At 65.8% G+C, this 26213-nt stretch carries 23 protein-coding genes; 13 read left to right on the top strand and 10 right to left on the bottom strand.

Annotated features, from left to right (window positions below; all coding sequences use genetic code 11):
* Nucleotides 1-27 precede the first annotated feature (27 nt).
* The 3 genes from F8G81_RS19515 to F8G81_RS19505 all read left to right on the top strand — a co-directional run bounded on the left by F8G81_RS19515 (nt 28) and on the right by F8G81_RS19505 (nt 2962).
* Nucleotides 28-1836, top strand: a complete 1809-nt coding sequence (locus F8G81_RS19515; RefSeq protein WP_267276287.1) for a glycoside hydrolase family 15 protein — start codon at nt 28-30, stop codon at nt 1834-1836.
* A gap of 191 nt (nt 1837-2027) precedes the next feature.
* On the top strand, nt 2028-2243 hold the full coding sequence (locus F8G81_RS19510; RefSeq protein ID WP_267276286.1) for a hypothetical protein: 216 nt from the start codon (nt 2028-2030) through the stop codon (nt 2241-2243).
* On the top strand, nt 2243-2962 hold the full coding sequence (locus F8G81_RS19505) for an HAD family hydrolase (protein WP_267276285.1): 720 nt from the start codon (nt 2243-2245) through the stop codon (nt 2960-2962). The genes F8G81_RS19510 and F8G81_RS19505 overlap by 1 nt, the downstream gene beginning before the upstream one ends.
* Nucleotides 2963-2995: 33 nt before the next feature.
* On the opposite strand, the gene F8G81_RS19500 is transcribed toward F8G81_RS19505, so the two are convergent.
* The 5 genes from F8G81_RS19500 to F8G81_RS19480 form a co-directional block, all read right to left on the bottom strand.
* Nucleotides 2996-3349: a hypothetical protein gene (locus F8G81_RS19500; protein WP_267276284.1), complete on the bottom strand. Its 354-nt coding sequence runs from the start codon at nt 3347-3349 to the stop codon at nt 2996-2998.
* Between the two features lie 155 nt (nt 3350-3504).
* The gene (locus F8G81_RS19495; protein WP_267276283.1) at nt 3505-4317 is read right to left on the bottom strand and encodes a bifunctional allantoicase/(S)-ureidoglycine aminohydrolase; all 813 of its coding nucleotides are present in this window, start codon (nt 4315-4317) and stop codon (nt 3505-3507) included.
* 16 nt (nt 4318-4333) lie between these two features.
* Complete coding sequence (locus F8G81_RS19490; protein ID WP_267276282.1) at nt 4334-5608, bottom strand: DUF6986 family protein; 1275 nt, start codon at nt 5606-5608, stop codon at nt 4334-4336.
* Between the two features lie 3 nt (nt 5609-5611).
* Nucleotides 5612-7225, bottom strand: coding sequence for a malate synthase A (aceB, locus tag F8G81_RS19485; protein ID WP_267276281.1), 1614 nt, complete (start codon nt 7223-7225; stop codon nt 5612-5614).
* A 75-nt stretch (nt 7226-7300) separates the two neighbouring features.
* Nucleotides 7301-8758: an NAD-dependent malic enzyme gene (locus tag F8G81_RS19480; RefSeq protein ID WP_267276280.1), complete on the bottom strand. Its 1458-nt coding sequence runs from the start codon at nt 8756-8758 to the stop codon at nt 7301-7303.
* A gap of 204 nt (nt 8759-8962) precedes the next feature.
* Between F8G81_RS19480 and F8G81_RS19475 the strand changes: the two genes are divergently transcribed.
* Nucleotides 8963-9718: an IclR family transcriptional regulator gene (locus tag F8G81_RS19475; RefSeq protein WP_267276279.1), complete on the top strand. Its 756-nt coding sequence runs from the start codon at nt 8963-8965 to the stop codon at nt 9716-9718.
* A 148-nt stretch (nt 9719-9866) separates the two neighbouring features.
* Nucleotides 9867-10115 (top strand): SCO4226 family nickel-binding protein, encoded by a 249-nt coding sequence (locus F8G81_RS19470; protein ID WP_267276278.1) that lies wholly within the window; start codon nt 9867-9869, stop codon nt 10113-10115.
* A gap of 90 nt (nt 10116-10205) precedes the next feature.
* On the opposite strand, the gene F8G81_RS19465 is transcribed toward F8G81_RS19470, so the two are convergent.
* Nucleotides 10206-11711 carry a nucleobase:cation symporter-2 family protein gene (locus F8G81_RS19465; RefSeq protein ID WP_267276277.1) on the bottom strand — a complete coding sequence of 502 codons (1506 nt, stop codon included), beginning with the start codon at nt 11709-11711 and terminating at the stop codon, nt 10206-10208.
* Between the two features lie 199 nt (nt 11712-11910).
* Entirely contained in the window at nt 11911-12819 is a 909-nt protein-coding gene (gene pucL, locus F8G81_RS19460) for a factor-independent urate hydroxylase (RefSeq protein WP_267276276.1), read from the bottom strand.
* A gap of 358 nt (nt 12820-13177) precedes the next feature.
* Here pucL and F8G81_RS19455 point away from each other — a divergent pair, with 358 nt between their 5' ends.
* On the top strand, nt 13178-13375 hold the full coding sequence (locus F8G81_RS19455) for a hypothetical protein (protein WP_267276275.1): 198 nt from the start codon (nt 13178-13180) through the stop codon (nt 13373-13375).
* A 142-nt stretch (nt 13376-13517) separates the two neighbouring features.
* Here the strand turns inward: F8G81_RS19455 and ligD are convergent, their stop codons facing one another.
* Nucleotides 13518-14762 carry a non-homologous end-joining DNA ligase gene (gene ligD / locus F8G81_RS19450; RefSeq protein WP_267276274.1) on the bottom strand — a complete coding sequence of 415 codons (1245 nt, stop codon included), beginning with the start codon at nt 14760-14762 and terminating at the stop codon, nt 13518-13520.
* Nucleotides 14763-14885: 123 nt separating this feature from the next.
* Nucleotides 14886-16259: an 8-oxoguanine deaminase gene (locus F8G81_RS19445; protein WP_267276273.1), complete on the bottom strand. Its 1374-nt coding sequence runs from the start codon at nt 16257-16259 to the stop codon at nt 14886-14888.
* A 416-nt stretch (nt 16260-16675) separates the two neighbouring features.
* Here F8G81_RS19445 and F8G81_RS19440 point away from each other — a divergent pair, with 416 nt between their 5' ends.
* From F8G81_RS19440 to F8G81_RS19410, 7 genes are all read left to right on the top strand, one after another.
* Entirely contained in the window at nt 16676-17170 is a 495-nt protein-coding gene (locus F8G81_RS19440) for a nucleoside deaminase (protein ID WP_267276272.1), read from the top strand.
* Between the two features lie 14 nt (nt 17171-17184).
* A complete protein-coding gene (locus F8G81_RS19435) occupies nt 17185-18684 on the top strand; it encodes an NCS2 family permease (RefSeq protein WP_267276271.1) in 1500 nt (499 codons plus the stop codon).
* A gap of 107 nt (nt 18685-18791) precedes the next feature.
* Entirely contained in the window at nt 18792-20135 is a 1344-nt protein-coding gene (locus F8G81_RS19430; protein WP_267276270.1) for an XdhC family protein, read from the top strand.
* A complete protein-coding gene (locus tag F8G81_RS19425; RefSeq protein ID WP_267276269.1) occupies nt 20126-21064 on the top strand; it encodes an FAD binding domain-containing protein in 939 nt (312 codons plus the stop codon). Before F8G81_RS19430 ends, F8G81_RS19425 begins: the two co-directional genes overlap by 10 nt.
* A 3-nt stretch (nt 21065-21067) precedes the next feature.
* Nucleotides 21068-23950, top strand: a complete 2883-nt coding sequence (locus tag F8G81_RS19420; RefSeq protein WP_267276268.1) for a molybdopterin-dependent oxidoreductase — start codon at nt 21068-21070, stop codon at nt 23948-23950.
* A gap of 7 nt (nt 23951-23957) precedes the next feature.
* Complete coding sequence (locus F8G81_RS19415) at nt 23958-24938, top strand: aldo/keto reductase (RefSeq protein WP_267276267.1); 981 nt, start codon at nt 23958-23960, stop codon at nt 24936-24938.
* 3 nt (nt 24939-24941) lie between these two features.
* Nucleotides 24942-25592, top strand: a complete 651-nt coding sequence (locus tag F8G81_RS19410; protein ID WP_267276266.1) for a uracil-DNA glycosylase — start codon at nt 24942-24944, stop codon at nt 25590-25592.
* Here F8G81_RS19410 and nboR read toward each other — a convergent pair whose 3' ends face one another.
* Nucleotides 25593-26207, bottom strand: a complete 615-nt coding sequence (gene nboR / locus F8G81_RS19405; RefSeq protein WP_267276265.1) for a nicotine blue oxidoreductase — start codon at nt 26205-26207, stop codon at nt 25593-25595.
* Nucleotides 26208-26213 lie beyond the last annotated feature (6 nt).

Below are 26213 nucleotides of genomic sequence, written 5' to 3'. Positions count from 1 at the left end.
AGGGAATCCATGTGGCAGGGTATGGGAATGGCACGAATTGAAGATTATGCGGTGCTGGGCGATCTCTATACCGGGGCCCTGGTAAGCACGGAGGGGTCCATCGATTGGCTCTGCCTTCCCCGGTTCGACTCGCCGGCATGTTTCAACGCCCTGCTGGACACCCCGGATGCCGGGCGGTGGCTGCTGGCCCCGGAGGCCGGCGGCCAATGCAGCCGGCGCAGCTACCGGGATGGAACGCTGGTTCTTGAGACGGAGTGGGAAACCCCGGAGGGTTCGGTCCGGGTGATTGACTTTATGCCGCCCCGGGACGAGGTGGCGGACGTTGTGCGGATCGTCGAAGGCATCAGCGGAACGGTCAGCATGCACAGTGAGCTGACCCTGAGGTTCGATTACGGCCATATTGTGCCGTGGGTCAGGAAGGACGACCAGGGCCTGCACGCCATTGCAGGCCCCGATGCTGTCTACTTCATTACCAAGGCACCCCTGCACGGCGAGAACATGCACACAGTCAGCGATTTTTCGGTGTCAGCCGGCGAGCGGATCCCCTTTGTGCTGACGTGGGCCCCCAGCCACAAGCCGCGACCGGAAACTGTTGATGCCGAGAAGGTGCTGGGCACTACGGCCGCCTTCTGGCGCGGCTGGGCGTCGCAGTGCACCGTCAAGGGCAAGTACCAGGAGGCGGTGCTGCGCTCGCTGGTAACGCTGAAGGCCCTGACCTATGCGCCCACGGGCGGCATCGTGGCGGCAGTGACCACGTCCCTGCCGGAAGAGCTTGGCGGTACCCGTAATTGGGACTACCGCTACTGCTGGCTGCGGGACGCTACCATGACACTCCAGGCCCTCCTGGCGGCCGGCTACACGGCCGAGGCGGCAGCGTGGCGGGACTGGCTGCTCCGGGCGGTGGCCGGGGACCCGGCAGACCTGCAGATCATGTACGGCATCCACGGGGAACGCAGGCTGCCGGAGATGGAGCTTCCGTGGCTCGCCGGCTACGAGAACTCGGCACCGGTCCGGATCGGCAACGGGGCCGCGGAGCAACTCCAGCTCGACGTCTGGGGGGAAGTGCTGGACTGTCTGTCGCTGACTCGGAACTCCCTGCTCAAACACACCGATGAAGCCTGGGATGTGCAGGTGGAGCTGATGAAGCACCTGGAGAGGATCTGGGACCAGCCGGATAATGGACTCTGGGAGATGCGCGGCCCACGCCGGCATTTCACGCATTCCAAGGTCATGGCATGGGTGGCTGCAGACAGGATGGTCAAGGGCGTCCGGGAATCGGGGCTGCCCGGGCCGGTGGAACGCTGGGAAGCGCTGCGGGACACCATCCACCGGGACGTGATGGCCAATGGTTTCGACGCCGCGCGCAACACTTTTGTCCAGGCCTATGGGCGTCCCGAACTTGACGCCAGCCTCCTGCTCATTCCGCGGGTGGGGTTCCTGCCTCCGGACGATCCAAGGGTGCTGGGGACCATCGACGCCATCCAGCGCGAGCTGACCGAAGACGGCTTTGTGCTGCGGTACCGTCCGGAGGTCAGCGACGACGGGCTACCGGGAAGCGAGGGTGTTTTCCTTGCCTGTTCATTCTGGCTGGTGGAGGCGTTGCTGGGTGCCGGCCGCCGCCAAGAATCCACGGAACTGTTTGAGCGCCTCCTGGAACTCCGGAACGATGTTGGTTTGCTCAGCGAGGAATGGGCCGTCAGGGCGGGGCGGCATCTGGGAAATACGCCGCAGGCATTCAGTCACTTCGCGCTTGTTACCAGCGCCCTGGAGCTGCATCAGGACAGCGTCCGCAGGAGCGATACACCCATTCCGCCGGAGACGGAGCGGGTGGGCTAGCGCCCCCTGAGGGCCCCGGCTTTTACTCGGCCGAAGAGGTAAGTATACTTACTAATACTTCATGGTGTGCTTACCAAAGCACAGCGCCGTGACTGACGAAGGGGTTGGTAGGAATGGCCGGTTATTTCGAGCTTGTAGATGCACCTGATGGTGGTTATAGGATCAGGATGCTGGATGGTTCAGGTAACCTGATGGCCATTTCAGTTACCTTTCCGACCAAACGCGCGGCTGTGGCCGGCGTGGCCATGGCCCGTGAAATCGCAGGCACTGGTTTGATTCGGGACCGCAGCAGCGATGGCGCAGGCTCCGTCCTCAGGGAGCGGGTACGCCAGGTGAGTTCGCCGAAGGTGGACGCGGCGTCCCGCAAGAAGAAGCTCTCCGGAGCCAGGCGGGCTGCGATTAGCTGATGGGGCCGCACGGAAACGGCCCGACAGGCCCTGGACCGCGCCGGGGAGTCCTCTTTGACGTGGATGGGACACTGGTGGATTCCTCATACCTCCACACGCTTGCCTGGTGGCAGGCCTTTCGGCAGCAGGGGTACGACGTCCCGATGGTTTCCATTCACCGGTGCGTCGGCATGGGCGGGGACCGCTTGGTGGACGCCCTCCTGCCAGCAACCCGCGACAAGGACGGGGACGGCGAAATCATGGCCAGCCATGCTGCCCTCTTTGCCGTGAACTGGCCGGCGCTCCGGGCATTTGACGGAGCCCGGGACCTGCTCGCGCAATGCCACGCCGGCGGGCTGGCTGTAGCCCTTGCCTCGTCTGCCCGCCGGCAGGACCTGGATGCACTACGGGCGGCCCTGGGGGCTGATGCTTATATCGACGCCGCCACCAGCGCCAATGATGCGAAGGAGAGCAAGCCCGCGCCCGACATCCTGGTGGCCGCCCTGGAGGCCGTAGGCGTCGACGCAGCAGATGCCCTTTATGTGGGCGATGCAATATGGGACCTGCAGGCCGCAGCCGCGCTGGGCATCCCTGTGGTGGCGGTCACGTGCGGCGGGACCAGTGCGGCTGAACTTCGGGATGCCGGTGCGATTGAAGTCTACGAGGGCCCCCGGGATCTCCTGGAGAACCTGCAGGCCAGCGCCATCGGCAGGCTGTTCCCGCAGGTGTCCAACGCCTGAAAGCGGGGCTAGCTAACGGGCTAGCCAAGCCGGTCACACGGAACTGCTGCCGCCCGTAGTGCCGGGATGCCGGCTGGTTCCATCGCTGGAGACAGTATCCCTGGAGACAGTATCCCTCGAGACAGTGGTGGCATCCGCCGCAGTTTCCGCGGCAAGGTCATCGGCCGCCAGGTCATCCGCAAGCGCGGGCTTGGCCCACGACACCGCTACCTTGACGGAACCGTCGTCGTTCCGCTCAACATCCGTAACCACGTCCGAGACCCTGGCGCCCATTGCCAGGATCTTGGCCCGGTACGTCGTTACCAGTTCCTCCAGGCTCGATTCCGTCCATTCCCCGGGGCGTATCCGGGTGGAAATCTCAACAGGTTCCGGCTGGTAGAGCGACATGACGGTCCTTCCTGACTCTGATTCCTGGGCGCAATTCTGTGAACCCAGCGCTGTCTTGGTTCCAACGCTATGAGGGTTGGTCCGCCATCTCAAGCAATTTCGACAGCCTGCTTACTTTTTCTGGCCAGCACCGTCCAGGCAGATCTTCAAATTCACTATGTCAGGCGGATCTGCCGGTTGACGTCCTTATAGAGGAGGTAGCGGAACGGGCCCGGACCGCCGGCGTAGCAGGCCTGCGGGCAGAAGGCGCGAAGCCACATAAAGTCGCCGGCCTCCACTTCCACCCAGTCGTTGTTCAGCAGGTACATGGCCTTGCCTTCGAGCACGTACAGCCCGTGCTCCATCACGTGCGTTTCCGGGAAGGGAATGACGCCACCGGGCTGGAAGGTCACGATGTTCACGTGCATGTCATGCGCCAGGTCGTTGGGGTCCGCGAAGCGGGTGGTCTTCCACGCGCCGTCCGTGTCCGGCATTTCACGGGGCTCCACTTCCTGGTCACTGGTGACGAAGGATTTGGCCTCGTACCCTTCCAGCCGTTCGTACGCCTTGCGGATCCACTGGAAGGACACCACGTCGTCGGAGACATTTTCCAGTCCCCACTGTGAACCGGCAGCCAGGTAGGCGTAGCCGCCCTCCTCCAGCCGGTGCAACTCACCGTCCAGGGTGAGGTTGACCTTGCCGCGGGTAACGAAAATGACGCCTTCCACACCGGCCTCGAACTCAGCCTTGGGCGCGCTGCCGCCGGGACCGATCTCCACGATCAGCTGCGAGAACGTGGTGGCGAACCCGGAAATGGGCCGGGCAATGATCCAGGCGCGGGTGCTCGAAAAGCCCGGCAGGTTGCTGGTCACGATGTCCGTCATGACGCCTTTGGGGATGACGGTGTAGGCCTCGGTGACGATGGCGCGCTCGGTGGTCAGGTGGGTCTGCGGCGGCAAACCGCCTTGCGGGGAGTAGTACTTGCCCATGGTGAAATCCTTTTGTTTATGAGTTGGAAGGGGCCAGCCGCGGATGCGCCAGCGCAGTGAGCCGGGAAAGCCCGACGCCGGCAAGCGCCTGGACTTCGTCGACGCCTACGGCGCCGCACTGGACCCCGCGCAGCACAAACGCCGCCAGGGCCCGGGCCGTGGCGGGCTCGTCCATCACGCCGCCGTCGGTCTGCTCCACATAATTTCGCAGCCGTGCCGCGGCAGCCGGCAGTCCGTGCCGGTAGAAGCCGTACGTGGCCGCGAAACGGCTGGGCAGCTGGGCGGGATGCAGGTCCCAGCCCTGGTAGTAGCCGCGTTCCAGGGAACGCTGCACCAGCCGGCCGTGGAGCCGCCAGGCGCCCTCCACGTTATCGCCCACAGGGATGATGTTGGTGGAGCCGTCGGAGAGCCGGATGCCTGTCCCGGCCACCGCCAGCTGCATGGTCTCCTTGGCAAAATCCGCCACAGGGTGCTCCATGGACTGGTATTCGGCCGAGATCTGCAGCGAGGCACTGTAGTCGTAGGTGCCGTAGTGCAGGGCACTGATGCGCCCGGGCACAACATGCGGAAGCCGTGCCAGCGGGGACGTGCCGTCGGGGCCCAGGATGAGCTGGGGCGTCTCCACTTGCACTTCAAAACGCAGCCGGCCGTGCGGCAGGCCGTGGACTTCCTCCAGCCTGGCGACTGCGTAATCCATCGCCTGCACCTGCGCCACCGTGGTGACCTTGGGCAGCGTCAGCACCAGGCCCGCCGGCAACTCTCCGGCGGCAGCCAGGGCAGAGACGAAGAGGTCCAGCGTCCTCAGGCCGCGGGCGCGGGTGGGGGCCTCAAAACATTTGAAGCGGATCCCGATGAAGGGCGGTGCGGTCCCTGCCGCGACGGCCTCGGCAACCAGGCCGGCGGCAGCAACGGCGTCGGCGTCCTCGGCCACGTCCCCGCGGTCGCCATAGCCGTCCTCGAAGTCCAGCCGCAGGTCCTCGATCGGTTCGTTCGCGAGCTTGTGCGCAACCCGGGACGCGACGGCGGCACCCAGCTCCGGCGATTGGCCCAGAAGCCGGGCGAGCCTTTCCAGGCCCCCGTGCCCGTCCGCCGTCGCGATGGCCTGCGCACCCCAGTCGGCGGCTAGCGACGGCGTGAAACGGTCTGCGGGCACATAGACCGTGTGGATGGGTTGGCGGGAGCCGTCGTCGCCGGGGTAGTGCAGCTCCAGCAGGCGGTCGGTGTCCGCCAGCTGGGAGTCAATCCTGGCAAGGTCCGCAGCGGCGAGGGCCTGGGTGGGGGATGCCGCCACGTCTCAGTCCACCAGTTCGTAGGCCGGAGTGGTGAGGAAGTCCGTGTAGTCCTCCGAGAGGCAGATGTCCGCGATGAGCCGGCTGGCCGGACCGTAGTACAGCCGGAAGGCTTCGTCGCCGAACTCGGTGCGAAGCCGTTCCGTTTCCTCGCCCAGGATGCGCTCCACAAGTTCCCGGGTCACAGTGTTCCCGGTATCCGCCAGGACGGACTTGTTCCGGATCTGCTGCCACACCTGGGAGCGTGAGATCTCGGCCGTTGCCGCGTCCTCCATCAGGTTATGGATGGCCACAGCACCGTTCCCGGACAGCCAGACGGCCGTATATGCGACGGCAACATACAGATTCAGCCGCAGCCCGGCCTCGGTGACCTGGCCGTCCGCCGAGGCGATGTCCAGCAGCTGCCCTGCCGTCACCGACACCTCGGGGCGCTGTTTGTCCAGCTGGTTGGGCCGGCCGCCGTTTTCAGGGTCGCCCAGGACGGCGTCGAACACCTCGCGGCAGATCGGGACCAGGTCCGGGTGGGCCACCCAGGAGCCGTCAAACCCGTCGTTGGCTTCGCGGGTTTTGTCGGCCCGGACCTTGGCGAAGGCTGCCTCGGTGACCTCGGGGTGCCGGCGGTTGGGGATGACCGCCGCCATGCCGCCCATGGCGAAGGCCCCGCGGTGATGGCAGGTCTTGACCAGCAGCTCGGTGTAGGCGCGCATAAACGGGGCCGTCATCACCACCGAGGCGCGGTCCGGCAGGACGAACTCCTCGCCGGCGTCGCGGAAGTATTTGATGATGCTGAAGAGATAGTCCCAGCGGCCGGCGTTCAGGCCAGATGCGTGATCGCGCAGCTCGTACAGGATCTCGTCCATTTCGAAGGCCGCCGGGATGGTCTCGATCAGCACCGTGGCACGGATGGTGCCCTGCCCCAGGCCCAGGTAGTCCTGGGCAAAGACAAACACATCGTTCCAGAGTCGGGCCTCAAGGTGGCTTTCCATCTTGGGCAGGTAGTAATAGGGGCCGTGGCCGTTGAGGACCAGCTGCTTGGCCACGTGGAAGAAGTGCAGGCCGAAGTCCACCAGCGCACCCACTGCTGGTTCGCCGTCGAGCAGCAGGTGCTTTTCCGGCAGGTGCCAGCCGCGCGGGCGGGCCACCACCACGGCCAGCGGCGCGTCGGTCCTGAGCGTGTATTCCTTGCCCTCGTCCGAGGTGTAGCTGAGGGTTCCCTGCGCGGCGTCACGCAGGTTCAGGATGGAGTCGATGACGTTGCGCCAGGTGGGGGTGCTGGCGTCTTCAAGATCGGCCAGCCACACCCTGGCGCCCGAGTTCAGGGCATTGATGGCCATCTTGGCCGGGGAAGCCGGGCCGGTCATTTCAACCCGGCGGTCCTGCAGTGCCGCCGGTGCAGGCGCCACTTTCCAGTCGCCGTCGCGCACGTCCCGGGTCTCCGGCAGGAAGTCCAGCTTGCCGGTGTCCGCAACCCGCCGGCGCTTGACGCCGCGGGCGGCGAGCAGCTCATTGCGGGTGCCGGCGAAGCGGTTGTGCAGCTCTTCGATGAAGGCCAGGGCCTTGGGGGTGAGGATCTCCTCCGCGCGTTCGATCGGCCGGGGGTCTGTAACGGTGATGGCCATTTCTGGTCCTTTCGTGTGACTGGAAGTCTGGCTGCGTATGCTTTGGCTGCCTATCTGGCAGTAAATCCGGCGGAATCAGGCGGAGGCGAAGGCAGTTCGGGCTTCCGCACCTTCGGGCTGTGCGGTTGCGGGCGGGGTAACTGCCGCTGCCGGGTTTGCGGCCGCGTGGGCAACCGCACTGGCGACATCGGCGGCTACGTGGGGATCGAAGACGCTGGGGATAATGTAACTGGCATTCAGCTCATCGTCAGCCACCCGGTTGGCAATGGCCTCGGCGGCGGCCACCAGCATCTCCGGCGTGATATCCGATGCGCCGGCATCCAGGAGGCCGCGGAAGAAGCCGGGGAACGCCAGGACGTTGTTGATCTGGTTGGGGAAGTCGCTGCGGCCGGTGGCCACCACGGCGGCGTACCTGGACGCGATGGAAGGGTCGATTTCCGGCGTCGGGTTGGCCATCGCGAAGACGATGGCCTTGTCTGCCATCGATGCGACCTGCTCCTCGCCGATCACGTGCGGTGCGCTGACGCCGATGAACACGTCCGCTCCCTCGAGGGCCTCGTGCAGGGTGCCGGCGAAGCCTTCCTCGTTGGTGTTGGCGGCAATCCAGCTGCGGTGTTCGTCCCCGTACTTTTCGCCGGCGTGGATGGCGCCGGAGCGGCCGGCGGCGATAATGTGCTGCGCGCCCTGGGCTTTGAGCAGCTGGATGATGGCGGAACCTGCAGCGCCCACGCCCGAGACGACGATCTTCACGTCGCCGAGCTTCTTGTCCACCACCCGCAGGGCGTTGACCAGGGCGGCGAGGGTGACGATCGCGGTGCCGTGCTGGTCGTCATGGAAGACCGGGATGTCCAGTTCCGCCCGCAGCCGGTTTTCGATTTCGAAGCAGCGCGGGGCCGCGATGTCCTCGAGGTTGATGCCGCCGTAGACGGGGGCCATGGCCTTGGCGATCATGATGATTTCTTCGGTGTCCTGGGTGTCGAGGCAGACCGGCCAGGCGTCCACGTTGGCGAACTGCTTGAACAGTGCAGCCTTGCCCTCCATCACCGGCAGGGCTGCGGCGGGGCCGATGTTGCCTAGGCCGAGGACCGCGGAACCGTCAGTGAGCACGGCGATGGTGTTGCGCTTGACCGTGAGGTTGCGGGCGGCGGACGGGTCCTCGGCGATGGCCAGGCAGACGCGGGCGACGCCGGGAGTGTAGGCACGGGAGAGGTCGTCGCGGTTGCGCAGGGCTACCTTGGGGACCACTTCGAGCTTGCCGCCCAAGTGCATCAGGAAGGTGCGGTCCGAGACGTGCTGGACCGTGACGCCGTCGAGCGCGTTCAGGGCATCCTTGACCCTGCCGGCGTGTTCGTCGTCGGTGGTGTTGCAGGTGACGTCCACTACCAGCGTCTCGTGATGGGACTCGCTGACGTCCAGGGCGGTGATGGCAGCGCCGGCCGCTCCGACGGCTGCGGCGAGCTCACTGGTGGCGGAGAAGCTGGACGGGGCCTCCACGCGAAGGGTGATCGAGTTTCCGGGGCTGGGATTCGCCATTGAATGTCCTCCTGTTGGCCCTGGCGGGCTGTGATCGTGCTGGATTGTTTTCGTATTATGGATATTATTATCTGCCTTGTGGAATTACAAGCCCACGGACCCGTCGACTGCGAAGAGTGCCGTGAGGTATGTTGGGTTATCTAGGCCAATTCTTTTCACGATGCGGATAAGAGTTGTCGGAACCGAGCCGCAGGAGACTGGTACATGGCTGAAAAAAGCCCCGGAGGCGTGCAGTCCGTAGAGCGCGTTTTTGAACTTTTGGAACTGATCACCGACGCCGGTGGAGACGTCACATTGAGTGAACTCTCCTCCTCCACGGATCTTCCGCTGCCCACCATCCACCGCCTGCTGCGTACCCTGGTGACGCTCGGCTACATCCGCCAGCTCCCCAACCGCCGCTACGCGCTCGGTCCCCGGCTCATCAGGCTGGGCGAAGGAGCAAACAAGCAGCTTGGTGCAGTGGCCCGCCCGCAGCTCAAATCCTTGGTGGACCGGCTGGGGGAGACCTCCAACATGGCCGTGCTCGATTCGGACATGGTGATCTACGTGGCCCAGGTGCCCTCCTTGCACTCCATGCGGATGTTCACCGAGGTTGGACGCCGCGCCCATACGCATGACACCGGGGTGGGTAAAGCCATCCTGGCCCAGCTGGACGACGACGCCGTCCGCGGCATCGTGGGCCGCACCGGCATGCCCACCCCCACCGCCAAGAGCATTGGCGACATTGATTCCCTGCTCGCTGACCTGGGCCGGATCCGTGAACGTGGCTACTCCATCGACGAGGAGGAGCAGGAACTGGGTGTCCGCTGCTTCGCCATGGCCGTGCCGAACGCCCCCACGCCAACGGCCATCTCCGTTTCCGGTCCGGTGTCCCGAGTGGACCAGTCCTTCGGCGAACGTGCCGTGCCGCTCCTGCGCGAAGCCGCCCAGGCCATCTCGAACGAGCTCAACCGCAACTGACCGAACGGACACTTAAGCCCCTTCTCCTCTGGCGCGAACGGACACTTAAGTACCGTTGCAAAGGGCTTCCGGCTGCCCATTGACCGTGCGGGGGTGCGGGCGTACTATCGGCCGCATCCCATCGGATTCGGAGCCGCCGGAGGCTATCATGGCAACTTTCATGGATGTTCACCACAACATGGTTGGAATCACCGCTGAGCAATTGCAGGCGGCCCATAACGCGGACCTGGCGATCCAGGATGACGAGCATGTTGACTTCAAGCAGGCGTGGGCGGATCCGGAATCAGGCCTGGTCTATTGCCTGTCCGAAGCCCCTTCAGCGGACGCGGTCAGGATTATCCATGAACGCTCCGGCCATCCTGCCGACGAGATCCATCCCGTCCCGCTTGCCGTTTGATCCCTATCACCCGCGCGAACTGTCAGCTAATACCCTCAAATTCCACATTTGGGGGTATTTGCTGCCAGTTCGCGCTGTTGGGTGGCGGGGCTAGTGGTCAGACTTCGACGACGACTCCACCGGGACTTCCTTGCCGTCGCAGTCGATGAGCTTGCCGCCTTCGTAACGGTCGCCGTCGGCCAGGCACTTCAGATCCTCCTCCCGGACCACCCGCCCGGTGCCCGCCACAAACACTGACTGGTTATCAGAGTTGCCGGCCTTGAGGTGGTTGAAGAGCAGGTTCAGCAGGATGGCCATGACGGCCGCCGAGCTGATCCCTGAATGGAAGATGGTGCCGAACCAGGACGGGAACTGGTCGTAGAAGGCAGGCGCCGCGATCGGGATCATGCCGAAACCAATGGACGCTGCCACGATGATCAGGTTCATGTTGTTCCGGTACTCCACCTTGGACAGTGTCCTGATGCCGCTGGCGGCAACCGTTCCAAAAAGTACGACGCCGGCACCGCCCAGGACGGGCGTCGGCACCGCTGCGACCACCCGGCCCAGGACGGGCAGCAGCCCGAGGACCACCAGGATGACGCCGCCGGCGGTCACCACGAAGCGGCTCTTGATGCCGGTGATGGCCACCAGTCCCACGTTCTGGGCAAAGGCGCTCTGGGTGAAGGAGCCGAAGAGCGGTGAGACGGCGCTGGAGAGCATGTCTGCCCGGAGGCCGTCGCCGATCCGGCGTGAATCAACTTTGGTGCCCACGATCTCGCCGACGGCAATGATGTCCGCCGAGGTCTCTGTAAGCGTCACCAGGATCACGATCAGCATGGAGATGATGGCCGCAAGATGGAAGGTGGGCGGGCCGAACGCGAACGGAGTGGGGAAGGCGACGATCTCGCCCTGTCCCACCTTGGAGAAGTCAGCCATGCCGGTGACGAAGGCGATGGCCGTCCCGATGATCATGGCCAGCAGGATGGACAGCCTGGAGATGGTGCTGCTGCCCACCTTGCTGAGCAGCAGCACGATGCCCATGGTGGCTGCCGCCAAGCCGATGTTGGCCACACTCCCGTAGTTGGGCGCCTTGCTGTTGCCGCCCATGGCCCAGTTGGCCGCCACCGGCATCAGCGTCAGGCCGATGGTGGTGATGACGGTGCCCGTGACCACGGGCGGGAAGAACCGGATGATCTTCGAGAACAGCGGCGTGATGGCCAAGCCAATCAGGGAGGCCACAATGACCGAGCCGAAGACCGACTGGATGCCTCCGCCCCCGTGGACGATGGCCACCATGGTGGAGACGCCGGCGAAGGAGACGCCTTGGACCAGTGGAAGCTTTGAGCCGAAGAATGGGATGCCCACGGTCTGGAGGATTGTCGCCAGGCCGCCCACAAAGAGGCAGGCGGCGATCAACAGGCCGATGTCCTGTGAGGACATCCCGGCAGCTGCGCCGATGATCAGCGGCGGTGCAATGATTCCGCCGTACATGGTGAGGACGTGCTGGAATCCGTAGGCGAAGCTGCTGCCGATGGACAGACGCTGGTCTTCAGGGCGGGCAGAGGGCTGGCGGCCGGCTTTGGCGGCCGGGCTCGAGGACTTTTTCTTAAGGTTCACGGCAGACTTTCTGGTTCATGGCAGACGTCTTTGTCTGGCTAACGTGGTCTGGCTATTGCTGGGGTGCTTTATGGTCGCCCGGCCCCGGAGTTTTTGGTCAGATACGGCGGGTTCAGGGGTCTGAAGTCGCCAGAAATGGACAAAAACTCCGGGGGTAGGGCTGGGTGGGTTTGGAAGGTGTGGAGTTGTTGCCGGAGGTTTAGCAGAAGCCCGCGATGCCGGACCAGGCCATGTCCGCCGGGCTGGCGTCGTCGCGCTGGACCGTGGCCTCGATCAGGCCGTACGGGCGGTCGGCCGCGAAGAAGACCTCGTTGGGGTTGTCCAGTCCGAAGGGGGAGAGGTCCACCAGGAAGTGGTGCTTGTTGGGCATGGAGAACCTGATCTCATCAATCTCGCTGTGGGCTTCCAGGACCTTGGTGCCCATGTCGAAGAGGGTCTGCTGCAGGGCGTGCGAGTACTTCTCGGTGAAGCCTTCGAGCAGGAGGGCCTTGACGTCGTCGTAGTTCTTGTTGAAGTCCAGTGTGCGGAAGTCGGTGCCCGTCTTGTAGCGCCAGCGGGCGGAGACGTCGGTGGCCAGGATGCGGTCGGTGGTTTCCGGGAGCGTGGTGTATTTGTCCTTGGGGTAACCCACAAAGCCGGACTGGGTGGACTTGAGGACCGTCAGGTCCTTCAGCCCCGAGATGAGGTGGGCCGTGCCGCCGTCGCGCACCAGGACTGCGGTCCTGACTTCCTGGCCGTTGCGCACAAACGAGTGGTCGTGTTCGCTGCCGTGGGCCTGGATCCGGTCCCAGCTGTACGATTCCGCCTCCCATCGGCCGCCGGTCACCCACTCGAAGCTGGAGGTGAAATGCTCGCCGAGGCGCAAAAGGAAGGCCTCCGGTGAGCCGACACCGTCCCGGGCGAAGGCGTAGATGGTGTTCTTTTGGGTGTCCGTGGCCACCACGTGGGCGTTGTCGCCTTCACGGTGGGCGGCCTCGAAGTCGCCCCGCAGCTGCGAGGTGACGTTCAGGTCTTCAATCTCGTGGCGGTCCGTGTTCCGGGTGATCTTGACGACCCGGACTTCGGCCTTTCCGTACTGGTTGTGGCCGAGGATGATGTTGCTGCTCATGGTCAGATTCCCAACTTCAGGTATGTGGGACCAAAGTTCCACATAGAAATTAAGCGCGCGTTTCCCACGCGTTTCTTGTGCCGTCGGCCCAACAAAAAATGAGCCGACATCAATAGATGTCAGCTCATTACGACCCTGCCTGCTGCTCCCAGGTTACGTGACGTGCGCCACGAGTTGAGTCCCAGAATAACCCAGCGAGGCTGGTGGTGTACATCACAATCCGAAAATTCAATTTGTGACTGGCAGCTCCTTGGGGCGTTGACGGGCGGGGATATGGTCGCTTAAGCTATTTCCACATAGCAAGATTTAGTTTCCGTTTTACGGAATTTCCGACCACTTACCCTTGAAGGAGGATCAGATGTACCTGCAGGACAACGCGCAGCTTGCACCGACGAATACGGCGGCACCCCTAGTCCAGGAGTTCTACCTCCCCCTCGGAGGCGGAACGGATCCGGACTTCCATCTGCCCGAAGACCGGGAGCACGTCCCTGGCCGCTTCTCGCGCTGGATCCATGGCCTGCCAGGTTTCGGTGGCCAACGTTCGTCACGCAGCTGACGACACGCTTCGTCACTGAGGACTCGGAGAAACCTTGGCGACACCCGAATTTGGGTGTCGCCAAGGTTTTTGCGTGTCGCCAGATCTTTCGCGGGTCGCCAGGGATTTCGCACGTCGCCAGGTAATTTGGGTGTCGACGGCGTCAGGACGCCGGGCGGCCCGGCCACTCCTTGCCAGCCCAGGGGTCATAGTCCGCGATGAGTTCCTCCTGCGGCGGCCGCTCCGCTTCGGGGACGTGCTGCAGGTTCACCCGCACCCGGTACCAGAGCGAGCTCGATCCGCGCATCCCGTCGATCATCACATCGGCCGGGTGCAGGGCGGGTACGACGTCGGCGTGCCGGGACTTCCACTCGTCAAGGGCCGCGTGGGCCTCCGGTTTGGTCTTGGTGCGGGCCACTTCGATCAGCGGCATCACGGACTGGCGGCGGCCGGAACCGTCACCGCTGCGTGGCGCCTTCTCGGCGGGGCCAAGCTCAGCCGCCAGCGCGAGGAGCCCGTCCAGGCTGCCGGCCGCGTCGTCGATCCCGGCGTGGGGATCGCCCGCCTCGGCAAAGCGCCCCGGGACGGTGCGCACCGTGAATTGTTCCGGCCGGGTGGAGCGGACCTCGTCCCACGAAATCGGCGTTGAAACCCGCGCATCAGGCAGCGCCCGGACCGAGTAGGCCGATGCCACCGTGCGGTCCTTTGCGTTCTGGTTGAAGTCCACGAACACGCTCTCGCCGCGTTCCTCCTTCCACCACCGGGCGGTGGCGAGACCCGGGGCGCGGTTCTCCACCTCGCGGGCGAGGGTTTCCGCGGCGAGCCGCACGTCGCGGTATGACCACTGCGGCGCGATCCTAACCAGGATGTGCAGGCCGCGTGATCCGCTCGTTTTTGGCCACCCCACCAGCCCGACGTCGTCGAGCACTTCCCGCGCTACATACGCCACATCAACGATCTGTGACCAGTCCACTCCCGGCATCGGATCAAGGTCCACTCGGAGCTCGTCCGGGTGCTCAAGGTCCTCGGCGCGCACCGGGTGCGGGTTCAGGTCCAGGCAGCCAAGATTCACCACCCACGCCAGGCCGGCGGCATCACGGATCACGGCCTCTTCGGCTGACGTCCCGGACGAGTAGTGCAGGGTTGCCGTGTCGATAAACTCTGGGTGGTTCTCGGGGACGCGCTTTTGAAAGAACGGTTCCGAGTCGATGCCCTTCGGAAAGCGCTTGAGTACCATGGGACGGCCGCCGGCGCCGCGCAGCGCACCGTCCGCGACGGCCAGGTAGTAGCGCACCAGGTCCAGCTTGGTCAGCCCGGGCTCGGGGAACACCACCTTGTCAGGACTTGAGATGCGGACCTCAGCGCCGTCAATGTCCAGAATCTCAGCCGGGGTCTTCGACGGGTTCATGCCGCCACGCTAGCAACGTCTGCTGCCGCCGCATAGGCCCCGTTTCAACGGTTTCCCTGGCATGCACGACGGCGGGACGCTGAGTCGTGTGCGCAGGGAACCGTCGAACCGGCGGCGACGTGCCTAGCCCGCCACCAGCCGGCGGGCCGCCGCGGAGTGCTCTGCGATGAGCCCGGCGACATCCAGGCCAGGGATCTGCCCGTCCACCACCCGCCACTGGCCCCCAACCATCACCCGGTCTGCCCGGTCCGCCGCGCACAGCAGGAGCGCGGCAATGGGATCGTGGCTGCCGGAGAAGCGGAGGTCATCCAGCCGGAACAGGGCGAGGTCCGCCTGCATCCCGGGTGCGAGCTGGCCCAGTTCCGGGCGGCCCAGCACCTCCGCCGAGCCCCGCGTCGCCCAGCCAAGCGCGCGCTCCACCGGGACGTCCGCGCCGTACCGGAGACGCTGCAGGTAGAGCGCCTGGCGCGCTTCAAGGATCATGTTGGAGGCATCGTTCGACGCCGAGCCGTCCACCCCCAGCCCCACGGGGACTCCCGCGTCCTCCAGCTCCAAAATCCGCGCGGTGCCGGACGCCAGCCGCATGTTTGAGGTGGGGCAATGCGCGACGCCGGTGCGCGCGGCTCCCAGCCTGGCGATCTCGGCGTCGCTGAAGTGGATGCCGTGGCCCAGCCAGGTGCGGTCGGTCAGCCAGCCCACGCTGTCCAGGTAGTCAACGGTGCGCAGGCCGAACATTTCCCGGCAGAAGTCCTCCTCGTCCAGCGTTTCGGCCAGGTGCGTGTGCAGGCGGACATCAAGCCGCCCGGCGAGCGCCGCGCTTTCGGCCATGATCTCCTTCGTCACCGAGAAAGGGGAGCAGGGTGCCAGCGCAATCTGGATGACGGCATCGCCGCCCCGCTCGTGGTACTGGCCGATCAGTCGTTCACTGTCCGCCAGTACCACCTCCGGAGCCTGGACGGTGGACTGAGGCGGCAGGCCGCCGTCGTCCGTTCCCAGTGTCATGGAACCGCGCGTCAGCGTGGCCCGCATGCCAAGCCGGCGCACCACGTCCACTTCCACGTCGATGGCGTGTTCCAGGCCGTCCGGGAACAGGTAGTGGTGGTCGGCCGCGGTGGTGCACCCTGAAAGCAGGAGTTCGGCCAGCGCAACGGTGGTGGCCAGTTCGAGGTCCCGCGGAGTCAGCCGGGCCCAGACGGGATACAGGTTCTGCAGCCAGGGGAACAGCGGCGCGTTTGCCACCGGACCCCAGGCGCGGGTGAGGGTCTGGTAGAAGTGGTGGTGGGTGTTGATCAGGCCTGGCAGCAGCACGTGGTTTCCGGCGTCGAAGACCTGCTGGCAGGGTGCCGCAGGTTGCTGCCCGGCGGCAAGCACCTCCACGATGACGCCCCCGCTCACCACAAGTCCGCCGGAGGCGTCCAGGGCATTCGCGGTGAAGGCGGCCTGCGGATTCCTGATCCAGAGGCGGGGAGCGGGGGTGGCGGGAAGGGGGTGGGTCATGGCTGTCCTTGTCTGAGCGCGGTGGCGGTGTTTCCAGCTCAGTGAGGCCCTGTCTGCTGATCCAGGTACCCGCGGCTGCGGAGCGGCGGCGGGTTGGCATCAGCCTAGGGAACGATCCTGACCTGCGTCAACGACCGGAGAATGTGACTGCGGGTCCTTGGACAGTGCAGGGAACAGTGAAGACCACGAAACATGGATTTCACATTGCGAAATTAAAATTCCAGAAAACTATGGCGCAGGCCACACCGTGGTGCTAATCTCGAACTTGCCAAAGGCGGGCACCCGGACTGACGGGAAGCTATCTACCAGGCGCAACTAAACCTTCACAGCACATGCTGAAGCCTGGTAACCGTCGCACCTGGTTCTACTGGTCCTGCAAGCGGCAACAGGCTTCCCGGCAATAAGGAAGTCGCATCATGAGTACCACCGTCACGGCCGAACAGTATTTGGCCAGATCAATCCGGCTGGCAACGGCCAACGTCCTGAACAGCGGCGGGCCCTTCGGCGCCACGATCGTCACGGCTGACGGACAGTCGTTCGACGGCGTCAACCGCGTCACTGCCGACAACGATCCCACAGCACACGCCGAGGTCACCGCCATCCGCACCGCCTGCCGGGAACTTGGCACCTTCGACCTCAGCGGCGCCATCCTCTACACCAGCTGCGAACCCTGCCCCATGTGCCTGTCCTCGGCGCTCTGGGCCCGGGTGGAGCGCGTGGTGTTCGCCGCAGACCGGCACGACGCTGCCTCCGTCGGCTTCGACGACGCCGTCTTCTACGAGTACTTCGAGAACAGGGACCGGGATTCGCTGATGCCGGTGGCCAAGCTCGCGCTGGACGATCCCCGGGGGCCCGCGCCGCTGGAGCCGTTCAATACGTGGAACACACTCGAATCCAGGATCGACTACTAGGGCCGGCGGCAGAGATGACCATCCTGGATCAATCCCACGGGGAGCATCCGGCTCCACAGCCCGCACGCAGGCCCCAGCCGCCGACGTTGAACGTCCTGGACCGCTTCTTCCAGATCACCCAGCGCGGTTCCACCCTGGCCCGCGAATTCCGCGGCGGCCTGGTGACCTTCTTCACCATGGCGTACATCGTGATCCTCAACCCGCTGATCCTGGGCGGCTTCACGGCGGACAATGCGCCCACCGACGTCGCCGGGGGCTGGCTCTCCGCGGCCCAGGTCGGCGCGGTCACCGGACTGACAGCCGGCGTGATGACCATCCTGTTCGGGCTCGTCGCCAACCTTCCGTTCGGCCTGGCCGCCGGGCTCGGGATCAACTCGTTCCTTGCCGTTTCGGTGATCCAGGAAGTTACCTGGGCCGAGGCTATGGGCCTGGTGGTGATCAACGGCATCCTGATCGTGCTGTTCGGCATCACCGGGGCGCGGACGGCCATCTTCCGTGCCGTGCCCAAGGAACTCAAGGCCGCCATTACCGTCGGGATCGGCCTGTTCATCGCCTTCATCGGCTTTGTGGATTCCGGCTTCATCCGTGCCACTGCCGGCGGCCCGCCCGTGCAGTTGGGCGACGGCGGCTCCATCACCTCCATCCCCACCCTGGTATTCGTGGTGGGCCTGCTGGCCATGGGCATCCTGGTGGCCCGCAAAGTCCAGGGCGGCCTGCTGATCGGCATCGTGGGCACTACCGTGCTGGCCGCCGTGGTGGAAGCCACCCTGAAGATCGGCCCCGCCAGCGCCACCAACCCGGGCGGCTGGCACCTCAATACCCCAGTCCTCTCCGGGCAGCTTGTCTCCGCACCGGACCTGGGACTCGTTGGCCAGTTCGACATGTTCGGAGCCTTCGGCAGGATCGGCGGCCTGGCCGCCACCATGCTGGTCTTCACACTGGTCTTCACCAACTTCTTTGACGCCATGGGCACCATGACCGGACTGGCCAAGAGCGCCGGCGTGGCCCACAAAGACGGCACGTTCCCCCGCCTCAAGCCGGCCTTCATCGTCGAAGGCCTCGGGGCTGTGGCAGGAGGCGCCACCTCAGGCTCCTCCAACACCGTCTACATCGACTCCGCGGCTGGAATCGGCGAAGGCGCACGTACCGGCCTGGCCTCGGTTGTCACCGGTGTGCTGTTCCTGGGCTCCATGTTCCTGACGCCGCTCACCAGTGTTGTTCCGCTGGAGGTGGCGGCAGCTGCCCTGGTGGTGGTGGGCGCCATGATGATGGCGCAGATCCGCGAGATCAAATTCAGCAAGTTCTCGGTGGCCCTGCCGGCGTTCCTCACCATTGTCACCATGCCGCTGAGCTACTCGATCGCCAACGGCATCGGCGTGGGCTTTGTCTCCTGGGCCATCATCGGCGCGGCGTCCGGCAAGGCGAAGAAAATCCATCCGCTGATGTGGGTGGTCAGCGCCGGCTTCCTGGTGTACTTCGCCCGCGGACCCATCAACGTGCTGCTGGGCGCCTGATTTTCGCGCCCCTGCCGACGTGCCGGCATCGGTAGGGGACAGGCGATGCTTGGCCCAACCCCCGATAAGAACGAGAATATGGACACCACTGCGGAAGGAGTGCCGCCATGCTCGACCTGATTCCTTCTCTCAACGGCTGGACAGCAGGCCTGACCGGTAACCGCTGCGCCGTAGCCACCATCGTCCATGTCAGCGGTTCCGTTCCCCGGCCGGTAGGGACGTCCATGCTCATCTCGGAGTCGGGTGCCGTACTGGGCAGCCTCTCCGGCGGCTGCGTGGAAGGGGCGGTGGTGGCGATGGCATTCGAAGCAATGAACGACGGCGGCACCCGCCTTGAGAGGTTTGGCTACAGCGCGGCCGATGCCTTCGCCGTCGGGCTCACCTGCGGTGGTGAGCTGGAGGTGCACATTGAGCCCTGGCCCGGCGGGGGAACCCGGCCAGATGCCGGCGCGGAGACGCTCCAGCATCTGCGCCGGATTCCGGCGGACGGGCCGGTGGCGGTGATCCGGCGGGTGGACGCCAATGGCCGCGGGCTGGTGGTGGTTCGTGATCCGGCGACCTTCCAAGTGGCCCAGTCTGCCGGAATCGCCCGGCTTCTGGGGGCGGCCCCGGACACGGTCCCGGACTCCGCCACCGGCCGCGGCAGCACCAGTACCCCGGGCGATGCCCTGGACGATGCCCTGCTTTCGGCAGCCGCGCAGCTGGAACCGCTGCTTCGCGGCGGCCGGACAGGGCTGGTCAGGCTGGCACCACTTAACGGCTGCACAGCGTCTCCCTCCGGCATTTCACAGGGGCACTCCCCAGCGCCAGAACCTGTCACGTTGCTGGTGGAGAGCCGGCTGCCGCCGCCCCGGCTGCTGGTTTTTGGCGCCAACGATTTCAGCGCCGCGCTGCTGCCGGCCGCCAAACTGCTCGGCTACCGCGTCACACTGGTGGATGCCCGGGCCGCCTTCGCATTGCAGGCCAGGTTCCGGGCCGCTGATGACGTTGTCACAGACTGGCCGCACAGGTACCTTGCAGCGGAAGCGGCGGCAGGACATCTGGACCCCCGGACGGTGATCTGCGTCCTGACCCATGATCCCAAATTCGACATCCCGCTCCTGGAGGCTGCTTTGGCCCTGGACGTTGCCTTCGTCGGCGCCTTGGGATCCCGGCGCAGCCACCTCCAGCGGGTGGACGCCCTCCTGGCTGCCGGCGTGCCCCCTGAGCGAATAGCGCAACTGCATTCACCCCTTGGCTTGGACCTTGGGGCGGTGACGCCGGCGGAGGTGGCCGTATCCGTTGCTTCGGAAATCATCGCCGCGCGCAACCCGGCCGCCAGCCACCAGCCCCTCAGGGAGACCACGGGCCCCATCCATCAGGCGCCCATCCATCAGGCGCCCATCCATCAGCAGGCCGCCACCCGGCCTGCCCCGAACCCCGTTGTACAGCAGGAGACAGCATGGACATGAACACCATCGAGGCGGTGGTCCGCACCGCGGACCCGGCCGACTGGCGCGACGGCGATGCCTGGCTGGCAGGCGGCACGGTCCTCTTCTCCTATGGCAGCTATGCCTTCGGCCCGCAGCCGCCAAGGCGCCTGCTCGATCTGGGCGCGGCCGGGTGGCCTGCGGTGACGGTGGACGGGGAATCCGGCCCCGGCCTCGAGCTGGCTGCCACCTGCACCGTGGCGGATCTCTACGGGCTGCAGGACACCCTGGCATTCCGCCGAACAGACTGGCCCGCCCTTGACCTCATCAGGCCATGCTGCGATTCCTTTGTGGCGTCCTTCAAGGTCTGGAACATGTCCACAGTGGGCGGCAACCTCTGCACCTCGCTGCCGGCCGGGCCCGTGATCTCGCTGTGCGCCGGCCTGGACGGGGTGGCCACCATCCTTGGCCCGGGCGGCGCCAGCCGCACGGTTCCGGTGGCCGGCTTCGTGACCGGGGACGGGCAAAATGGCCTGGCACCCGGCGAACTGCTGCGCAGCGTCCACCTCCCGGCGTCGGCCCTTTCCGCGCGGGTGGCGTTCCGCCGGCTGTCCCTGAGTAACCTGGGCCGGTCGGGAGTGCTGCTGATCGGAAGGCTCGACGGCGGCACCTCCTTTGTCCTGACCGTCACGGCGGCCACCAAGCGGCCTGTGCAGCTGCGCTTCGGCCAGCTGCCGGATGCTGCCGGGCTGGCCGCCGCCCTGGACGACGCCATCCCTGAAGGCCTGTATCACGACGACATCCATGGCCTGCCTGCCTGGCGGCGGGACATGACCCACCGGCTGGCCGAAGAAATCCGGGCCGAGCTGGCAGCCCCGGCCGACACGGCGCCCGCCACTGTCTCGGGGGATTTCTGGCCGCCACAGCCAACAGCTGCCGATCAAACAGCTGCACCACAGGAAGGGGCCTGAGGAATGGCTATCGAAATTAACGGCACACCGGCGGCGGCTGAACCGCGCCCCGGGCAGTGCCTGCGGACCTTCCTCCGGGAGCAGGGCAACCTTGGCGTTAAGAAGGGCTGCGACGGCGGAGACTGCGGAGCGTGCACAGTGCATGTGGACGGCACTCCGGTCCACAGCTGCATCTACCCGGCCGTCCGGGCCGAGGGACATGCCGTGACCACCATCGAGGGCCTGGCCGCGAGCACGGGGGCAGGGGGCAGCAGCCTTCACCCCATGCAGCAGCAGTTCCTGGAGCGCCAGGGTTTCCAGTGCGGCTTCTGCACGGCCGGGATGGTGATGACGGCCGCCACCTTCACCGAGGACCAGAGGGACAACCTGCCCCGCAATCTCAAGGGAAACCTGTGCCGCTGCACCGGCTACCGGGCCATCGAGGACGCCATTTGCGGCCACGCCGGGCATCCTGATCCGGCAGGGCAGGGCTCCGGCATCGGCGGCGAAGGCCAGCCCGCGCCTCACCCCGGGCAACTGGGTGACGACGTCCCGGCTCCCGCCGGCCGCGCCATCGTCACCGGCACGGCCCGTTACACACTGGACGTTCCGCCTGACCGGTTCCAAGGGGACCAAATGCAAGGGGGCCAGCCGGATGGCGATCAGCTGCAAGGGCTGCTGCACCTGAAACTCGTGCGCTCGCCGCACGCCCACGCCAAGATCCTCTCGATCAATACCGAAGCTGCGCTGAAAGTGCCCGGTGTGGTGGCTGTTTTCACGCACCAGGACGCTCCCGCCCAGCTGTTTTCCACTGCCCAGCATGAGTTGTATACCGATGATCCGGACGACACCCGGGTGCTGGATGATGTGGTGAGGTTCATCGGGCAGCGCGTTGCCGCCGTCGTGGCCGAATCCGTGGCCGCAGCCGAAGCAGGCGTCCGGGCCGTGAAGGTGGAGTACCGGGAACTTCCGGCCGTCTTCACGCCACAGGATGCCATCCGTCCCGGCGCCCCCGCGCTCCACGGGGAGAAGGACGCCGCCACCGCGCGGATCGCCAGGCCGGAGCAGAATGTGGTTGCCGAGCTGCACTCCGAACTGGGCAGTGTGGAGCAGGGTTTCGCGGCGGCGGACTTTATCCACGAACAGACCTACCGCACGCAGCGCGTCCAGCACGTTGCGCTGGAGACCCACGCCGCCATCGCCTCCGTAGACAAGGAGGGGCGGCTGCAGGTGCGCAGCTCCAGCCAGGTCCCGTTCCTGGTCCGGCGCACCCTTTGCCGGGTCTTCGGCCTTCCCGAGGAGCAGGTCCGTGTGGTGGCAGGACGGGTGGGTGGCGGTTTCGGCGGCAAGCAGGAAGTGCTGACCGAAGACATCGTGGCGCTGGCCGCCCTAAAGCTTGGCCGGCCCGTCCAACTTGAGCTCACGCGCAGCGAACAGTTCACCGCCACCACCACGCGGCACCCTTTCACCGTCCAGCTCAAGGCCGGTGCCAGCAGGGAAGGCAGGCTGACCGCGCTGCAGCTGGACGTTCTGACCAACACCGGTGCATACGGCAACCATGGTCCGGGGGTGATGTTCCACGGCTGCGGGGAATCCCTGGCCGTCTACAACTGCGTCAACAAGAAGGTGGACGCCCAGGCAGTCTACACCAACACCGTTCCCTCGGGGGCGTTCCGGGGCTATGGCCTGAGCCAGATGATCTTCGCCATCGAATCGTCCATGGACGAACTCGCCATCGGGATCGGAATGGATCCCCTGGAGTTCCGCCGCCGGAACATGGTGCGGGAGGGCGACCACATGCTGTCCACCCACCCGGATCCTGAGGAGGACGTCCTTTACGGCAGTTACGGCCTGGACCAGTGCACGCAGCTGGTCAGGGATGCGCTGGAGCGCGGTGCCGAGCGGTACCGCGCAGCGGGACTCGATGACCTCGGCCCGGACTGGGTTACAGGGGAAGGCACGGCACTGTCCATGATTGACACCGTGCCGCCGCGGGGCCATTTCGCCCACTCCAGGCTCCGGCTCCTCCCGGACGGCACGTACCAGGCCGACGTCGGCACCGCTGAGTTCGGCAACGGGACCTCCACCGTGCATGCCCAGCTTGCGGCCACCGCATTGTCCACGGCGGCCTCGCGGGTCCAGGTGCGGCAATCCGACACCGACCTGATCGAGCACGACACCGGCGCGTTTGGCTCCACGGGCACTGTAGTGGCCGGGAAGGCAACCCTGGCGGCAGCCGAGGAGCTGGCCGTCCGGATCCGGGCGTTCGCCGCCGGAATCAAACAGGTCCAGTCCTCCGGCTGCGTCCTGGACGGCGATTCCGTCATCTGCGAGGGCACGCCCGTCCCGCTCGCTGAACTGGCACGCATGGCTGCGGAAGCCGGCGTCGAACTCGCCGCCGAAGGGCGCTGGGGCGGGACGCCGCGGTCCGTGGCGTTCAACGTGCACGGGTTCCGGGTTGCGGTAAACCGGGGGACAGGGGAGCTGCGGATCCTGCAAAGCATCCAGGCCGCCGACGCCGGCGTGGTGGTCAATCCGCGGCAATGCCGCGGCCAGATCGAGGGCGGAATTGCCCAGGCCCTGGGTGCCGCACTGTATGAGGAAGTGGTGGTGGACGACGACGGCCGGGTCACCACGGATATCCTGCGGCAGTACCACATTCCCACCTTCGCGGACGTGCCGCGAAGCGAGGTGTACTTCGCCGATACCAACGACAAAATGGGCCCGCTTGGTGCCAAGTCCATGAGCGAAAGCCCCTTCAACCCGGTGGCCCCGGCGCTGGCAAATGCCATCCGCAACGCCACCGGAGTACGGTTTGCCGAGCTGCCCATCGCACGGGACAGGATCTACCTTGGCCTTCGGGACGCGGCCAAGGTTACCCGCGAGTCAAGTCCGCAACCCATATAGTCGAGGGATGGAACAGCGCAAATTAGGCAAGACAGGACGGAATGTCTCCATCGTGGGCCTGGGCACCTGGCAGCTGGGTGCCGACTGGGGCAACGTGGACCAGTCCCAGGCCCAGGCCATCCTCGCAGCCTCCGTGGAAGCCGGCGTCACATTCTTTGACACGGCTGACGTCTACGGCGACGGCCTCAGCGAGCAGGCCATCGGCACGTTCCTGAAGGACAACCCCGGGCTGGACATCACCGTGGCCACCAAGATGGGCCGCCGGCTGGAGCAGCAGCCGGAGAACTACACGCTGGCCAACTTCCGGCAGTGGGTTGACCGGTCCCGGCACAACCTGGGCACCGACTCGCTGGACCTGGTCCAGCTGCACTGCCCGCCCACCGCTGTGTACAGCAGCAACGAGGTCTACGACGCCCTGGACACCCTGGTCTCCGAAGGTGCCATCCGCAGCTACGGCGTCAGCGTCGAGCGTACCGACGAAGCCCTGGAAGCGATCCGCCACGAGGGCACGGCGTCCGTCCAGATCATCCTGAACGCCTTCCGGCTCAAGCCGCTGGACGAGGTGCTCCCCGCCGCCAAGGCCGCAGGCGTGGGGATCATCGCCCGGGTTCCGCTGGCTTCGGGCCTGTTGTCCGGCAAATACTCGAAGGACACGTCCTTCGCTGAGAACGACCACCGCAACTTCAACCGCACCGGGGAATCGTTCGACGTCGGCGAGACGTTCTCCGGCGTGGACTACGAGCTGGGGCTTAAGGCTGTGGCTGAGTTCGAGCAGCTTGTTCCCGAGGGGACTTCCACGGCACAGGCCGCCATCGCCTGGATCGCCGCCCAGGACGGCGTTACCACCGTGATCCCCGGCGCCCGCACTGTGGATCAGGCCAAGGCCAATGCCGCAGCGGGTTCAGTTGCACTCGGTGAGGAATTCGACGAGGGCGTCCGCTGGATCTACGACCACTACTTCCGTGAGGCCATCCACCCCCGCTGGTAGCGCGTGAGTACACCTTCAGTCAGCGCCTTTGTGGAGGGGCTTTCTTCCGTGCCTTCAGCGCCGGGACGCAACAACTTCTTTGATACCGCAGTCCCTGCCAACGCCCAGCGCCGACGCAACCTGGAAATCTATCTGCAGGAAATGCTGGACCGCTCGCCAAAGGTTCTGCTGCTGGGCGAGGCACCCGGATTCAGGGGCATGAGGATCACCGGCGTTCCCTTCACCAACCGCACCATGTTCGAGGGGCCAGCCAACGGCTTCGGACTCTTCGGGCAGGGAAAGGGCTATTCGCTGCCACCGGATTCGGCAGGCGTCCCATCCGAGCCAACCGCGACGGTGATGTGGGAGGTGCTGGGGGAACTGCAGTTCCTTCCCCTGCTCTGGAGTGCCTGTCCGTTTCACACCCACCTGGCAGGGCGGCCCCGGTCCAACCGCACTCCGACGATGGCGGAAGCAAGCCTCGGAAATGCTTTCTGGCAGGCGCTGACGGAACTGTTCCATATCGAGACTGTGGTGGCCGTTGGCAACGTGGCGCACCGCAGCCTGCTTCGGAGCGGTGTGGTGGCGCCGAAAGTGCGGCATCCCTCCCATGGCGGGCGGGCCGGGTTCAAGCGGGGACTGGAAGAGTTGCTCCTAGGCGGCGCGGCGCAATGACTACCCCAACAGGTGGAGCTGCTCCGGGGTGTCAATATCCTCCCCGCTGGACTGGTCGCTGCAATCCACTTCGTCCACCAACTCGGGGTGGGCCTGAAGGTAGAGGCGTGCGCCGGCGTCGCCCGTCACCGTCTCTGCCACTTCGTCCCTGAGCGCGACGTCGACGAGCAGCGGATGCCCGCGGCGGAGCACGCCTGCGGGGCCGCCGTCGTGATATGCAGCAGCGGTGATCCGCCCGGGCCGGTGGAAAGCCAACAGCCTGCCCACTGTCCGGGTGGTAAGACCTGGCTGGTCCACCAGGGCAATCAGGAGATGGTCCGCCCGATCCGCAGACGTGGCTCCCAGCAGGTAGGAGCTTCCCATTCCGGACTGCCAGTCGGGGTTCACCACCGTCCGGAAGCGGTCAAGGTGGGCTGTTGTGCTGACATCCGCGGCCCTGGCGCCGAGAACTACCACCACCTCACGGCAGCCGCCGTCCAGCAACGCATCGGCGATGGCCTCCACCAGAGGCCGGCCGCGGTAGGGCAGCAGGGCTTTTGGTCCCATGCCGAGCCGTGTTCCCGCCCCGGCAGCCAGCAGGACGCCCGTTGTCCGCGTGCTGCTGCCGTTGCCCATAAGCAC

The organism is Arthrobacter sp. CDRTa11 (assembly GCF_026427775.1).
Classification (GTDB): domain Bacteria; phylum Actinomycetota; class Actinomycetes; order Actinomycetales; family Micrococcaceae; genus Arthrobacter.
Note: the sequence above shows the minus strand (reverse complement) of the source record. Positions and strands in the feature narration are given on the sequence as shown.